Annotated in this window: 16 protein-coding genes; 4 read left to right on the plus strand and 12 right to left on the minus strand. The window is 59.5% G+C overall.

Annotated elements, in window-relative coordinates; translation table 11 throughout:
* Positions 1-7: 7 nt before the first annotated feature.
* From lspA to murJ, 4 genes are all read right to left on the minus strand, one after another.
* On the minus strand, positions 8-520 hold the full coding sequence (gene lspA / locus ACXX83_RS20770) for a signal peptidase II (protein ID WP_015096890.1): 513 nt from the start codon (positions 518-520) through the stop codon (positions 8-10).
* Positions 513-3,344 carry an isoleucine--tRNA ligase gene (gene ileS, locus ACXX83_RS20775; RefSeq protein ID WP_458549472.1) on the minus strand — a complete coding sequence of 944 codons (2,832 nt, stop codon included), beginning with the start codon at positions 3,342-3,344 and terminating at the stop codon, positions 513-515. Before ileS ends, lspA begins: the two co-directional genes overlap by 8 nt.
* 13 nt (positions 3,345-3,357) lie before the next feature.
* Positions 3,358-4,296 (minus strand): bifunctional riboflavin kinase/FAD synthetase, encoded by a 939-nt coding sequence (gene ribF, locus ACXX83_RS20780; RefSeq protein WP_007970925.1) that lies wholly within the window; start codon positions 4,294-4,296, stop codon positions 3,358-3,360.
* A gap of 129 nt (positions 4,297-4,425) precedes the next feature.
* A complete protein-coding gene (murJ, locus tag ACXX83_RS20785; RefSeq protein ID WP_217836405.1) occupies positions 4,426-5,964 on the minus strand; it encodes a murein biosynthesis integral membrane protein MurJ in 1,539 nt (512 codons plus the stop codon).
* Between the two features lie 252 nt (positions 5,965-6,216).
* Here murJ and rpsT point away from each other — a divergent pair, with 252 nt between their 5' ends.
* On the plus strand, positions 6,217-6,495 hold the full coding sequence (gene rpsT, locus ACXX83_RS20790; protein ID WP_007970922.1) for a 30S ribosomal protein S20: 279 nt from the start codon (positions 6,217-6,219) through the stop codon (positions 6,493-6,495).
* 181 nt (positions 6,496-6,676) lie between these two features.
* On the opposite strand, the gene ACXX83_RS20795 is transcribed toward rpsT, so the two are convergent.
* The 5 genes from ACXX83_RS20795 to rplU all read right to left on the minus strand — a co-directional run bounded on the left by ACXX83_RS20795 (position 6,677) and on the right by rplU (position 10,432).
* Positions 6,677-7,141 carry a CreA family protein gene (locus tag ACXX83_RS20795; RefSeq protein ID WP_008022496.1) on the minus strand — a complete coding sequence of 155 codons (465 nt, stop codon included), beginning with the start codon at positions 7,139-7,141 and terminating at the stop codon, positions 6,677-6,679.
* Positions 7,142-7,153: 12 nt separating this feature from the next.
* Positions 7,154-8,272: a glutamate 5-kinase gene (proB, locus tag ACXX83_RS20800; RefSeq protein ID WP_458550219.1), complete on the minus strand. Its 1,119-nt coding sequence runs from the start codon at positions 8,270-8,272 to the stop codon at positions 7,154-7,156.
* A 133-nt stretch (positions 8,273-8,405) separates the two neighbouring features.
* A complete protein-coding gene (gene cgtA / locus ACXX83_RS20805) occupies positions 8,406-9,629 on the minus strand; it encodes an Obg family GTPase CgtA (RefSeq protein WP_007970919.1) in 1,224 nt (407 codons plus the stop codon).
* A 195-nt stretch (positions 9,630-9,824) separates the two neighbouring features.
* Entirely contained in the window at positions 9,825-10,082 is a 258-nt protein-coding gene (rpmA, locus tag ACXX83_RS20810; RefSeq protein WP_003281574.1) for a 50S ribosomal protein L27, read from the minus strand.
* A gap of 35 nt (positions 10,083-10,117) precedes the next feature.
* Positions 10,118-10,432 carry a 50S ribosomal protein L21 gene (gene rplU / locus ACXX83_RS20815; RefSeq protein WP_003176051.1) on the minus strand — a complete coding sequence of 105 codons (315 nt, stop codon included), beginning with the start codon at positions 10,430-10,432 and terminating at the stop codon, positions 10,118-10,120.
* A gap of 240 nt (positions 10,433-10,672) precedes the next feature.
* On the opposite strand from rplU, the gene ACXX83_RS20820 reads away from it, so the two are divergent.
* The 3 genes from ACXX83_RS20820 (at position 10,673) to ACXX83_RS20830 (ending at position 12,648) form a co-directional block, all read left to right on the plus strand.
* On the plus strand, positions 10,673-11,641 hold the full coding sequence (locus tag ACXX83_RS20820; protein WP_007970914.1) for a polyprenyl synthetase family protein: 969 nt from the start codon (positions 10,673-10,675) through the stop codon (positions 11,639-11,641).
* A 203-nt stretch (positions 11,642-11,844) separates the two neighbouring features.
* Positions 11,845-12,186: a zinc ribbon domain-containing protein YjdM gene (locus ACXX83_RS20825; protein WP_007970912.1), complete on the plus strand. Its 342-nt coding sequence runs from the start codon at positions 11,845-11,847 to the stop codon at positions 12,184-12,186.
* 204 nt (positions 12,187-12,390) lie between these two features.
* The gene (locus ACXX83_RS20830) at positions 12,391-12,648 is read left to right on the plus strand and encodes a PA4570 family protein (RefSeq protein WP_217836406.1); all 258 of its coding nucleotides are present in this window, start codon (positions 12,391-12,393) and stop codon (positions 12,646-12,648) included.
* Between the two features lie 127 nt (positions 12,649-12,775).
* Here ACXX83_RS20830 and bamJ read toward each other — a convergent pair whose 3' ends face one another.
* The 3 genes from bamJ to ACXX83_RS20845 form a co-directional block, all read right to left on the minus strand.
* Complete coding sequence (bamJ, locus tag ACXX83_RS20835; RefSeq protein WP_458549473.1) at positions 12,776-13,393, minus strand: BamJ family beta-barrel-assembly machinery protein; 618 nt, start codon at positions 13,391-13,393, stop codon at positions 12,776-12,778.
* Positions 13,394-13,513: 120 nt separating this feature from the next.
* Positions 13,514-13,804 (minus strand): DUF6482 family protein, encoded by a 291-nt coding sequence (locus ACXX83_RS20840; RefSeq protein ID WP_217836407.1) that lies wholly within the window; start codon positions 13,802-13,804, stop codon positions 13,514-13,516.
* Positions 13,805-14,007: 203 nt separating this feature from the next.
* On the minus strand, positions 14,008-14,496 hold the full coding sequence (locus tag ACXX83_RS20845; RefSeq protein ID WP_007970904.1) for a TIGR00645 family protein: 489 nt from the start codon (positions 14,494-14,496) through the stop codon (positions 14,008-14,010).
* Positions 14,497-14,569 lie beyond the last annotated feature (73 nt).

Raw genomic sequence — 14,569 nt, forward strand, 5'->3', positions numbered from 1 at the left:
TACCTGTTCAGTCATGAACGGTTTCTCCGGTCTTTTTACTTTTGAACATATCCAGTGCCAGCATGACAGCACCCACCGTGATTGCACTGTCGGCAAAGTTGAACGCCGGGAAATACCAGCGGTTCTGCCAGTGCACCAGAATGAAATCGATCACATGGCCCAGGGCAACGCGGTCATACAGATTGCCCAGCGCGCCGCCGAGCACCAGCGCCAGCGCGACCGCCAGCCAGGTCTCGTTGCGCCCCAGACGCTTGAGCCACACCACCAGCACCGCACTGACCACCACCGCGATCAAGGCGAACAGCCAGCGCTGCCAGCCGGAGCTGTCAGCCAGGAAGCTGAACGCCGCGCCAGTGTTGTAGGCCAGGGTCCAGCTGAAGTAATCGGGGATGATCACGATCTGCTGGTACATCTGGAGCTTGCCTTCGAAGTAGAACTTGCTGGCCTGGTCGATGACCAGTACCAGCAAACTCAACCAGAGCCAGCTCAGCCGTCCGAAACGGCCAACGGCATTAGGCATAGTGACGGACCTCGCCAGCGCCGCTGATGTTATCCACGCAACGACCGCAGATTTCCGGATGCTCCGGATTCACGCCGACGTCTTCGCGGCAGTGCCAGCAACGGGCACATTTGGCGTGGGCCGACTTGACGATTTTCAGCTTCAGGCCGCTGACTTCGGTAACGACCGCGTCTTCTGGGGCCTTCACAAACGGTGCAACGCTGGCAGTCGAGGTGATCAGCACGAAACGCAGTTCGTTGCTCAGCTTGGCCAGGTCGACAGTCAGCGCGTCTTCGGCGAACAGCGTCACCTCGGCTTGCAGGTTGCCACCGACAGCCTTGGCTGCACGCTGGATTTCCATCTCTTTGTTGACCGCGACCTTCACTTCCATGATGCGGTCCCAGTAGGCACGACCCAGCTCGAAGCCTTCCGGCAGTTCGCTCAGGCCTTCGTACCAGGTGTTGAGCATGACGGACTCGTTACGCTCGCCCGGCAGGTACTGCCACAGTTCGTCGGCGGTGAACGCCAGGATCGGCGCGATCCAGCGCACCAGCGCTTCGGAGATGTGGAACAGCGCGGTCTGGCACGAACGACGAGCCTTGCTGTCGGCGCCGGTGGTGTACTGGCGATCCTTGATGATGTCGAGATAGAAGCCACCCAACTCCTGCACGCAGAAGTTGTGGATCTTCGAGTACACGTTCCAGAAGCGGTATTCGCTGTAGTGCTCTTGCAGCTCACGCTGCAGCAGCAGGGTGCGATCCACGGCCCAACGGTCCAGCGCCAGCATTTCTTCGGCCGGCAGCAGGTCGGTGGCCGGGTTGAAACCGGTCAGGTTCGACAGCAGGAAGCGCGCGGTGTTACGGATACGCCGGTAGGCGTCCGCACTGCGTTGCAGGATCTGCTCGGAAACGGCCATTTCACCCGAGTAATCGGTCGAGGCAACCCACAGGCGCATGATGTCGGCGCCCAGGGTGTCGTTGACTTTCTGCGGCGCGATCACGTTGCCCAGGGACTTGGACATCTTGCGGCCGGACTCGTCGACGGTGAAGCCGTGGGTCAGCAGCTCGCGGTACGGCGCGTGGTTGTCGATGGCGCAACCGGTCAGCAGCGACGAGTGGAACCAGCCGCGGTGTTGGTCCGAGCCTTCCAGGTACAGGTCGGCACGCGGGCCGGTTTCGTGGCCCATCGGGTGCGAACCGCGCAGGACGTGCCAGTGCGTGGTGCCCGAATCGAACCAGACGTCCAGGGTGTCGCTGATCTTGTCGTACTGCGGCGCTTCGGCGCCCAGCAGGTCGGCGGCGTCCAGCTTGAACCAGGCTTCGATGCCTTCGACTTCGACGCGCTTGGCAACTTCTTCCATCAGCTCGACGGTGCGTGGGTGCAGTTCGCCGCTTTCCTTGTTCAGGAAGAACGGGATTGGCACGCCCCAGTTACGCTGACGGGAGATGCACCAGTCCGGACGGTTGGCGATCATCGAGTGCAGGCGCGCCTGGCCCCAGGCCGGGACGAACTGGGTGTCTTCAATGGCCTTGAGCGAGCGCTGGCGCAGGGTGTCGCCGGTGGTCGGCTGCTTGTCCATGCCGATGAACCACTGCGCGGTAGCGCGGTAGATCAGCGGAGTCTTGTGGCGCCAGCAGTGCATGTAGCTGTGTTCGATGACGGTGGTGTGCAGCAGCGCACCGACTTCGGTCAATTTGTCGACGATGGCCGGGTTGGCCTTCCAGATGAACTGGCCGCCGAAGAACTCCAGCGAAGGCACGTACACGCCGTTGCTTTGTACCGGGTTGAGAATATCGTCGTTGACCATGCCGTACTTCTTGCAGGTCACGAAGTCGTCCACGCCATAGGCCGGTGCGGAGTGGACCACGCCAGTGCCTGCGCCCAGCTCGACGTAGTCAGCCAGGTATACCGGCGACAGGCGGTCGTAGAACGGGTGACGGAAGTTGATCAGTTCCAGCGCCGAACCAGCGGCGGTAGCGATCACCGAACCTTCCAGCGAGTAGCGCGCCAGGCACGACTCGACCAGCTCTTCAGCCAGCACCAGCAGCTTGTCGCCGACATCGACCAGGGCGTAGTTGAATTCCGGGTGGACGTTCAACGCCTGGTTGGCCGGGATGGTCCACGGGGTGGTGGTCCAGATCACGATCGAGGCCGGCTTGCCCAGGGCAGGCAGACCGAAGGCGGCGGCCAGCTTGGCTTCGTCGACAATCGGGAAGGCCACGTCGATGGTCGAGGACTTTTTGTTCTCGTACTCGACTTCCGCTTCAGCCAGGGCCGAACCGCAGTCGAAGCACCAGTTCACGGGTTTCAAGCCCTTGAACACGAAACCGCCCTTGACGATTTCAGCCAGGGCACGGATTTCCCCGGCCTCGTTCTTGAAGTCCATGGTCTTGTACGGGTTGGCGAAGTCGCCCAGCACGCCCAGACGGATGAACTCGGATTTCTGCCCTTCGATCTGCTCGGTGGCATAGGCGCGGCACAGTTCGCGGGTCTTGTCCGCGCCCAGGTTCTTGCCGTGGGTCACCTCGACCTTGTGCTCGATCGGCAGGCCGTGGCAGTCCCAGCCCGGGACATAAGGCGCGTCGAAGCCCGACAGGGTCTTCGAGCGGATGATCATGTCCTTGAGGATCTTGTTCAGCGCATGACCGATGTGAATCGTGCCGTTGGCGTACGGAGGGCCGTCGTGCAATACGAACTTCGGACGATCCTTGCCAATCTCGCGCAACTTTCCGTACAGGCCAATACTGTCCCAGCGCTGCAGGATCTGCGGTTCGCGCTGTGGCAGGCCGGCCTTCATTGGGAAGGCGGTGTCCGGAAGGTTTAGCGTGGCTTTATAGTCGGTCATTTAAGGCTCTTCATTAGCGATGGGCGCTAGGTGCGGCTAGTGCACGGGCGGCGGCGACATCCGCGCTGATCGCCGTTTTCAGTGCCTCCAGAGAGGCGAAACGCTGCTCTTCACGCAGCTTGTGGTGGAAAACCACCGTTAAACGCCGGTCATACAGATCGCCGGCAAAATCTAAAAGATGCACTTCCAGGTGGGCTTTGCCATCACCTTGAACCGTGGGCCGCACGCCGATATTGGCGACGCCGGGCCAGGTCTTGCCGTCGATCTCGACGTCCACCAGGTAAACCCCGGTGAACGGTACGCGACGGCGCTTGAGTTGTATGTTGGCCGTGGGCGTACCCAACTGCCGAGCGAGCTTCTGGCCATGCAATACGCGACCGGCGATCCGGTACGGCCGCCCGAGCAGGCGTTCAGCCAGGGCGAAATCCGCGGCGGCCAGGGCATTGCGAACCTGCGTGCTGCTGACCCGGATGCCATCCAGTTCGACGGTTTGCGCCGCTTCGACGGTAAATCCCTGAAGGATGCCGGCCTGTAGCAGGAAATCGAAATCTCCCGCGCGGTCACAACCGAAACGGAAGTCATCACCGACCTCCAGGTGCTGGACACCAAGGCCATCGACCAGAATGGTATCGACGAACTCGCTGGCGCTGAGTTTGCTCAGGCGCTGGTTGAAAGCCAGGCACAGAACGCGGTCGACGCCTTCGGCGGCCAACAATTGCAGCTTGTCCCGCAGACGGGCCAGACGGGCCGGTGCGGTCTCCGGAGCGAAGAACTCGCGCGGTTGCGGCTCGAAAATCACCACGCAACTGGGCACGCCCAACTCGAGCGCACGCTCACGCAGCCGCGCCAGGATAGCCTGGTGGCCACGGTGTACACCGTCAAAGTTGCCAATAGTGGCGACACAGCCCCGATGCTGGGGGCGCAGATTGTGGAGGCCTCGAACCAGCTGCATAACGCGCTTCTTGCTCATAAAGTGGTCGATTATAACCACACCCGGCGGCCGACGACAGGCAACACCGTAACCCAAAGTGATCAAGCCGACAAAACCGCCGGCCCGCCCGTGTTTATCGAGGCCAAAACCTCAGCCAAGCGTCTTGCGATTGAAGTCGCGCAAACGGAAACCCATCAACACTAACATGCCGAAATAAGCCACCACACCGGCAACAACCAAGGCACCCAGACGCAGGAAACGCTCGAGCATCTGCCCTTCACCCCAGGCCGGCATGAAATGCATCCCTGCCAGCAACACGCCAGACATCACCGCCACCGCAATCACCAGCTTGAAGCCGAACTTTGTCCAGCCTGGTTGCGGCTGGTACATCTGCTGTTTACGCAGCTGATAGAAGAGCAACCCCGCATTGAGGCAGGCGCCAGCACTGATGGCGAGCGCCAGGCCCGCGTGAGCCAAAGGACCGATCAGCAACAGGTTAAACAGCTGAGTGACGACCAGAGTGAAAATTGCGATTTTAACCGGCGTGCGGATGTTTTGTTGCGCATAAAAGCCCGGCGCCAGCACTTTAATCACGATAATCCCGAGCAACCCCACGGAATAGGCGATCAACGCACGCTGAGTCATGGCCGCATCATGAGCATCGAACTGACCATACTGGAACAGAGAAACCGTCAGCGGCTCGGCCAGAATCCCCAGCGCCAGGGCGCAAGGCAATACCAGCACAAAGCATAGACGCAGGCCCCAATCGAGGATGCGCGAGTATTCGTGGCGATCCTTGCTGGCATAAGTCTTGGCCAGGGTCGGCAGCAGGATTGTCCCCAGCGCCACGCCCAACACGCCGGACGGCAACTCCATCAAACGGTCGGCGTAATACATCCACGACACGGAACCGGCAACCAGGAAAGACGCGAAGATAGTGTTGATGATCAGCGAAATCTGGCTCACCGAGACACCGAGAATGGCCGGCAACATTTGCTTCATGACGCGCCACACACCGCTGTCACGCAGGTTCAGACGCGGCAGTACGAGCATGCCGATCTTTTTCAGGTGCGGCAGCTGATAGAGCAGCTGCGCCAGGCCGCCGACCAGTACCGCCCAGCCAAGCGCCATGACGGGCGGATCGAAGTACGGCGTCAAAAACACCGAAAAGATGATCATGCTGACGTTCAGCAGGGTCGGCACGAAGGCGGGCACCGAAAAGCGGTTCCAGGTATTGAGGATCGCGCCGGCCAACGACGACAGGGAAATCAGCAGGATGTAGGGAAAGGTCACCCGCAACAGGCTGGAGGTCAGTTCGAATTTTTCCGGCGTGTCGGTGAAACCCGGCGCGGTGACCCAGATGACCCACGGCGCGGCGATCATGCCCAACGCCGTGACCAGCGCCAGTACCAGCGTCAGCAGGCCTGAGACGTAGGCAATGAAGGTACGCGTCGCCTCTTCGCCCTGCTGGCTTTTATATTCGGCAAGAATCGGCACGAACGCCTGGGAAAACGCCCCTTCGGCAAAGATCCGCCGCAGCAGATTGGGCAATTTGAAGGCGATAAAGAAGGCGTCGGTCGCCATTCCTGCGCCAAATGTGCGCGCGATGAGGGTGTCTCGGACAAATCCCAGAATCCGGGAAAGCATCGTGATAGAGCTGACGGCGGCCAACGATTTGAGCAGATTCATGGAAAGAGTTTGTGCCTGTCGATAAACAGCAGGCGAACTAAGCGCCTACTTGTGCGATACTCCGCGCCGCAACAGCACAGAGCCAAAGCTCGCGAGTTTACAGGTCACACGCCGGAAAGAAATATCCCGTCGCACCACGCCTACCACTTAGCGGAACGTTTCAAGCGCCCTTGACAAGACTTCAACTCATCGGCATGATTCGCGGCCTATTTTGTTTGCTATTTCCTAAAAAGTCTTTCGAGGAGCTCGACGGTGGCCAACTCACCTTCCGCCAAAAAACGTGCAAAACAGGCTGAGAAGCGTCGCAGCCACAACGCCAGCCTGCGTTCCATGGTTCGTACCTACATCAAGAATGTAGTTAAGGCCATCGACGCAAAAGACGCTGCCAAAGCTCAAGCCGCTTACGTTCTGGCTGTGCCAGTTATCGACCGTATGGCCGATAAAGGCATCATCCACAAGAACAAGGCCGCTCGTCATAAGAGCCGCCTGAATGGCCACGTCAAGGCCCTGAACGTTGCCGCTGCTGCCTAAGCGACACGCTCATTAAAAAACCGACCTCAGGGTCGGTTTTTTATTGCCTGCGATTTAATGAACACACAAAAAACTGTGGGAGCGGGCCTGCTCGCGAAGGCGGCGTGTCAGTCGACATCAATATTGACTGATTCAACGCTTTCGCGAGCAAGCCCGCTCCCACATCTGGATCTGCACTAGCTTATTGGGCGTGCGCCCACGGCAGAATCGGAATCGCCGTCACCGCATTCTGCGGACTGCCCTCGATCAAGCGATCGCTGTACACCAGGTACACCAGCGTATTGCGCTTCTTGTCGAGGAAGCGCACCACCTGCATGGTCTTGAACACCAGGGACGTGCGCTCCTTGAATACCTCGTCACCATCCTTGAGCTCACCCTTGAAGCTGATCGGCCCGACCTGCCGGCAGGCGATGGACGCCTCGGCACGATCTTCGGCCAGCCCAAGACCACCCTTGACCCCGCCCGTCTTGGCGCGCGACAGGTAGCAGGTCACACCATCGACCTTGGGATCATCAAAAGCCTCGACCACGATTCGGTCATTTGGCCCGACGAACTTGAACACCGTCGACACCTGACCGATTTCCTCGGCCGAAGCCAGCAGCGGCATCGCCAACAGCAATCCCAACAATCCTTTTGCCACGCGCATTCAGGTATTCCTTCAGACCAGGATCAGGTTATCGCGGTGAACCAGTTCCGGTTCCGCCATGTAACCCAGCAGACCGACAATCGCCTCGGACGACTGACCGATGATTTTTTGCGCTTCCAGCGCACTGTAGTTGGCCAGGCCGCGGGCAATCTCACGACCGTCCGGCGCCACGCAGACGACCATCTCGCCGCGACGGAAGCTGCCCTGCACCAATTTGACCCCAACCGGCAGCAAGCTCTTGTTGCCCTGGGACAACGCGGTCACTGCACCGGCATCCAGCACCAGGGTGCCACGGGTTTGCAGATGACCGGCCAACCACTGCTTGCGTGCCGCCAGCATGCCACGCTCCGGCGAGAGCAAGGTGCCGATGCGCTCGCCCGCCTTGAGGCGATCCAGCACACGCTCAAGCCGCCCACCGACGATAATGGTGTGAGCGCCGGAACGGGCCGCCAGACGCGCCGCACGCAGCTTGGTCTGCATACCGCCACGCCCCAGCGCCCCACCCGTACCACCCGCCACCGCATCGAGCGTCGGATCATCGGCACGCGCTTCGTAAATCAGTTGGGCATCCGGATTGTTGCGCGGATCAGCGTCGAACATGCCATCGCGATCCGTCAGAATCACCAGCAAGTCCGCCTCGACCAGGTTCGCCACCAGCGCCGCCAGGGTGTCGTTATCGCCGAAACGGATTTCGTCGGTGACCACGGTGTCATTCTCGTTGATGACCGGAATGACCTTGAGCTCGACCAATGCGCGCAAGGTACTGCGGGCGTTCAGGTAGCGCTTGCGGTCGGACAGGTCGTCGTGGGTCAGGAGAATCTGCGCAGTATGCCGACCATGCTCGGCAAAGCTCGACTCCCAGGCCTGCACCAGCCCCATTTGGCCGATTGCAGCAGCGGCCTGAAGCTCGTGCATCGCACTGGGTCGCGAAGTCCAGCCCAAACGGCTCATACCGGCCGCCACCGCCCCGGAGGACACCAGCACCAGCTCGACACCCGCCTCATGCAAGGCCACCATCTGCTCAACCCAGACACCCATTGCCGCGCGATCCAGGCCCTTGCCGTCCGCCGTCAGCAAAGCGCTGCCGATCTTCACGACCCAACGCTGCGCACCTGTCACCTTGCTCCGCATCATCTTCAACCTTAGCTTGAGGACAGCGCGACCTGGCACTGCCCGTGACGTTATTCGTGGCTATTCGCGACCAACGATTTACAGATACTAAAACGCCGCTCGATTGAGCGGCGCTTAAGTTTATCGCAACGAATCAGTCACGCACGTAAATGATTTCCGGACCGTCTTCGTCATCCACATCTTCTTCGTCCCAATCATCGTCACCGATGTCGTGGACCGACTTCACGCCGCTGCGACGCAGCGCACGCTGATCGTCCAGCGCCTGCAACTGGGCACGGGCTTCATCTTCAATGCGCTGATCGAGCTCGGCCAGCTCTTCCTTGTAGGCAGGATCGTTAGCGAGACGATCGGCACGATCTTCCAGGTAACGCATGATGTCATGGCACAGGCGCTCGGTGTTCTGCTTGGCAATTGCCGAGATCACGTAGACCGGACCGGTCCACTCCAGGCGATCGACGATCTCCTTGACGCGAGCATCGTGCTCCTCATCAAGAATCTGGTCGCACTTGTTCAGGATCAACCAGCGATCACGCTCCGCCAGGGACGGGCTGAACTTGGTCAGCTCGCTGACGATGACTTCAGCGGCGTCCGGAGCACTGGTTTCATCCAGCGGCGCCATGTCGACGAGGTGCAACAGCAAGCGAGTACGCGACAAGTGCTTGAGGAAGCGAATCCCCAGGCCCGCGCCATCGGAAGCACCTTCGATCAGACCCGGAATGTCCGCGACCACGAAGCTTTTCCAGCGATCGACGCTGACCACACCCAGGTTCGGCACCAGCGTGGTGAACGGGTAGTCGGCCACTTTCGGCTTGGCGGCCGATACCGAACGGATAAAGGTGCTTTTACCAGCGTTCGGCAAGCCCAGCAGGCCGACGTCCGCGAGCACTTTCATCTCCAGCTTCAGGTCACGCTGCTCACCTGGCTTGCCTGGCGTAGTCTGGCGTGGAGCACGGTTGGTGCTGGATTTGAAACGGGTGTTGCCCAGGCCGTGCCAGCCGCCGTGTGCAACCAGCAGCTTCTGGCCAGCCTTGGTCAGGTCGCCAATCACCTCCTGAGTGGCAGAGTCGATCACCGTGGTACCAACCGGCACACGCAGGATCAGATCCTCACCCTTCTTGCCAGTGCAGTCGGTGCTGCCGCCGTTGGAGCCACGCTCGGCATCGAAGTGCCGGGTGTAGCGGTAGTCCACCAGGGTATTGAGGTTTTCGTCGGCCATCATGTAGATGGAACCGCCATCACCACCGTCACCACCGTTCGGACCACCGTTTTCGATGAACTTTTCGCGACGGAAACTCATGCAGCCATTGCCGCCGTCACCGGCCTTTACTCGAATCGATACTTCATCAACAAACTTCATAACAAACGCCTCTCGCCATACGGACGAGCCGAAAAACAATCAAGACATAAGACTCTTGCAAAAATGAGCGCAGCGACCCCAAACCACGACACCTACATCGTACGCCGACAGCCCATACAAACAGCTTTGCAAGAGACTCACCCCACAAACGAAAAAGCCCCGTCGCGAGACAGGGCTTTTCCAGCGATCGCGCAATTAAGCTGCGACTACGCTCACGTAACGACGACCGAAGGCGCCTTTTACTTCGAACTTGATCACGCCTTCGACTTTAGCGAAGAGGGTGTGATCCTTACCCATGCCAACGCCGTAGCCAGCGTGGAATTGGGTACCGCGCTGACGCACGATGATGTTGCCTGCTTTGATAGCCTGGCCGCCATACATCTTCACGCCAAGGCGTTTGGCTTCTGAGTCGCGACCGTTACGGGTACTACCACCAGCTTTTTTGTGTGCCATGAGTTCAATTCTCCTAGTGAGGAATTAGGCTGAAATTAAGCCTGAATACCGGTGATTTTGATCTCGGTGTACCACTGGCGGTGGCCCATACGCTTCATGTGGTGCTTACGGCGACGGAACTTGATGATGCGGACTTTATCGTGACGACCTTGGGAGATCACTTCAGCCACAACGGTAGCGCCAGCAACAACTGGAGCGCCGATATTCACGTCGTCACCGTTGGCAACCAACAGAACGCGATCAAAGGTAACGGATTCGCCGGTAGCGATTTCCAGTTTTTCGATCTTCAGGTATTCACCTGGGGCGACTTTGTACTGCTTGCCGCCAGTAACGATTACTGCATAAGACATGGTATTTCTCCGATAATCCTGCTCACCCAGCTCTTTATAAGAAGAGGTATTGGCTGGCATGGCTGCATGGGGCTGGAAGGCCCGCTTGCAATTGCGTAAGGCAGGTGCTGCCCAGGAAGTTCAGGGTGCGCGATTGTACGCAAGGCACGAGCGCCTTGCAAGGGGCCGTCCATCGCGCCTTGACACCTGCTGGCGTGGGTCCTAGCATGCCGCGCAACCCTTCTGGAGCGACTGTCGCTGATGCAACCCCAAGCTTTCTACCGCGCGGTGGCGGACGATTTTAGCGCCGTTGACGGCATCATCAAGAAGCAGCTGACTTCGCGGGTGCCGCTTGTATCGAAAATCGGCGATTACATCACCTCGGCCGGCGGTAAACGCCTGCGCCCCTTATTAGTGCTGCTGTGTGGCAAGGCCCTGGGCCGTGAAGGCGACGAACTGCGCCTGTTGGCCGCCACCATCGAGTTCCTGCACACCGCCACCCTGCTGCATGACGACGTGGTCGACATGTCCGGCATGCGCCGTGGCCGCTCGACCGCCAACGCCATGTGGGGCAACGCGCCAAGCGTGCTGGTCGGTGACTTCCTGTATTCGCGCTCCTTCGAAATGATGGTCGAACTGGGTTCCATGCCAGTGATGAAGATCCTTTCGCAAGCCACGCGCATCATCGCCGAAGGCGAAGTGTTGCAGCTGTCGAAGGTGCGTGACGCCAGCACCACCGAAGAAACCTACATGGAAGTCATCCGCGGCAAGACCGCGATGCTCTTCGAAGCCTCGACCCACAGTGCCGCCGCTCTGTGCGAAGCCACGCCGGAACAGGCCGAAGCCCTGCGTACATTCGGTGATCACCTGGGAGTGGCCTTCCAGCTGGTCGACGACCTCCTTGACTACAAAGGCGACGCCGAGACCCTGGGCAAGAACGTCGGTGACGATCTGGCCGAAGGCAAGCCGACCCTGCCGCTGATCTACACCATGCGCGAAGGCACGCCGGAACAGGCCGCCCTGGTGCGCAAGGCGATCCAGAAAGGCGGAATCGAAGATCTGGAAAGCATCCGCGAAGCCGTGGAAGCCTCGGGTTCGCTGGAGTACACCGCGCAACTGGCCCGCGATTATGTGGCCCGCGCGATCAAGTGCCTCGAAGCGCTGCCCGCCAGCGAATACCGCGATGCGCTGGTTGAACTGAGTGAGTTCGCGGTAGCCCGCACGCACTGACAATACTGCAAAACCCTGTGGGAGCGAGCTTGCTCGCGATTAGGCACTTACATTCAACATTGTTGTTGACTGAAAGGACGCCATCGCGAGCAAGCTCGCTCCCACAGGTATGTTCCCCACAGGTTTTCCTGCGCCGTGCCCTCTCCCACCTAAAACCCTATATAATGTGCGCTTTTTAACGATCCTGAATCCAAGGAGCCTTAGTGAGCACGCTGCCACCCTGCCCAAAATGCAATTCCGAATACACCTACGAAGACGGCACCCAGCTGATCTGCCCCGAGTGCGCCCACGAATGGTCCGCCAGCGGTGAAGCCGAAGCGGCGTCCGATGACACAGTGAAAAAGGATTCGGTCGGCAATGTCCTGCAGGACGGCGATACCATCACCGTGATCAAGGACCTCAAGGTCAAGGGCACGTCCCTGGTGGTCAAGGTCGGCACCAAGGTCAAGAACATCCGCCTGTGCGATGGCGATCACGACATCGATTGCAAGATCGACGGCATCGGCCCGATGAAACTCAAGTCCGAGTTCGTCAGAAAAGTCTGAACCTGCTGTCTTCCATCCCACGCCCCGCGCGGGATGGAGCCTCACCCTCCCCCGCTTCGCCCGGTCAATCCATGTAATAGCCAGACGCCAGTCCTTTTGACCTGACGCAATCCTTACCCGGAAAAAAGCGCAAACCGCCAATAGGCCCTTGCTATTTGATGAATAAGAATTATTCTCATCAAACCTTCAGTGGAGATGAGAACCATGACTTATTTGATCGATGCCTGGCTGGACCGCCCACACCCTTACCTCAGGATCCTGCATCGGGAAACCGGGGAAGTCTGTGCCGTGCTGGAAGAGGAAGCCTTGAACGAGCTGCAGGACCAGGGTGACCTGGACGTCAGCGGCCTGAGTTCAAGCGAGCCGGTGGTGCTCAAGGAACTGGTGCGCAATCTGTTTCTGTTCTGCTATGCCCGGGCGTTGCGCCCGCACAGTGAACTGCACCACAAGATCGAGATATGAAAATCGCTGCAAAACCTTGTAGGAGCGAGCCTGCTCGCGAAAAACTCAAAGACACGCGTTCATTCAGAATGCCCGCGTAATCGTTGACGCCCATCGCGAGCAAGCTCGCTCCTACAGGTAATCGGTCTTACAGAACGTCAAGCAGCTCGACGTCGAACACCAGTACGCTGTGCGGCGGGATGCCGCCAACGCCTTGAGCGCCGTAAGCCAGTTCGCTCGGCACGTACAGGCGCCATTTGCTGCCGGCGTTCATCAGTTGCAGGGCTTCGGTCCAGCCGGCGATCACGCCGCCAACCGGGAATTCTGCAGGCTGGCCGCGCTCGTAGGAGCTGTCGAACACAGTGCCGTCGATCAGGGTGCCGTGGTAATGAGTACGCACGGTGTCTTCACGGGATGGCTTGGCGCCTTCGCCAGCAGTCAGAACTTCGAACTGCAGGCCGGAAGCCAGAGTGGTGATGCCTTCACGCTTGGCGTTTTCAACCAGGAACGCCAGGCCTTCGCCAGCGGCCGCTTCAGCCTTGGCTGCAGCTTCGGCCTGCATGATTTCACGGATGACCTTGAAGCTGGCGGACATCTCTTCCTGACCCACACGGCTTGGCTTGCCGGCGAATGCGTCGGTCAGACCCGCCAGGATCGCGTCCAGGCTGACACCCGGTGGCGGGTTGTCACGCAACTGGTCGCCCAGCTGACGGCCGATACCGTAGCTGACGCGGGTTTCGTCGGTGGACAGATTTACTTCGGACATGACACTGCTCCGCTGTGCGGACGGCCTGGAACTTGCCGTGCGTGCACAGCGCGTCCCGGAGCGCCCGGAACCAAAAGGGCCAGCAGACTAGCACAGATGTCATACCATTGATGAGGGGCGTCAGGCGATCGGCACCTTCAGGTTTTCCTCCACATCGGCAACCAGCCCGCACATCTCGTCATGCACGACGGTGTGCACAAGGTTGAAGTGCAGCTTGGGAAAGGAGCGCAGCACATCACGGGCATGCTCCACCGAACGCAGGCTCATCATGTGCCCGTGCGCATCGCTCAATGGATACGCCGCGCCGTGCATCCGAGCCTCAAGCAGGTAGATGCCGCCCTCCATGGAGATCAGGTTCAGCTCATCGACCTTCCCGGCGACGGCATAGGCATTCAATTCTTGCAGGTTCATGAACGCACCTCACGCAATGGCGAGCCAACATACTTACAGGGATAGGCTCCGGCGCATCAAAGCACAAGCCACAGACGTCGCCGCCCGTCTGTTTTGCAACCCTGTGGGAGCGTGGCTTGCCCGCGATGGCATCACCGCGGTTCATCGACAGACCGAGGTGATGCCATCGCGGGCAAGCCACGCTCCCACAATGGAAGTTGAAATCAGTGCTTGGTGACTTTATCCAGGTAACCCATGGCGAATGCCGAAACCACGAAGGTCATGTGGATGATCACGTACCACTGCAGATGTTCGGGGTCGACGTTCTTGGCGTCCATGAAGATGCGCAGCAGGTGAATGGACGAAATCGCCACGATCGACGCGGCCACCTTCATCTTCAGCGACGAAGAGTCCATGGTGCCGAGCCAGTTGAGCTTTTCCTTGCTGTCGTCGATGTCCAGTTGCGAGACGAAGTTCTCGTAGCCGGAAATCATCACCATCACCAGCAAACCGCCCACCAGCGCCATGTCGATCAACGACAACAGCACCAGGATCAAGTCCGATTCGGCCATCGAGAACACGTTCGGGATGACGTGGAAGACTTCCTGGAAGAATTTCAGTGCCAGCGCCAACAGCCCGAGGGACAGACCGAAATAGATCGGCGCCAGCAGCCAGCGCGAGGCGTACATTGCATTTTCGATAAAGCGTTCCATTGAATCTCACATGTGGACTGGAAATGGCGGCGAGTATATCAGTCGCCCGCCCCTATCCAGAAGCTGCCAGAAA

Source organism: Pseudomonas sp. GNP012 (genome assembly GCF_054343835.1).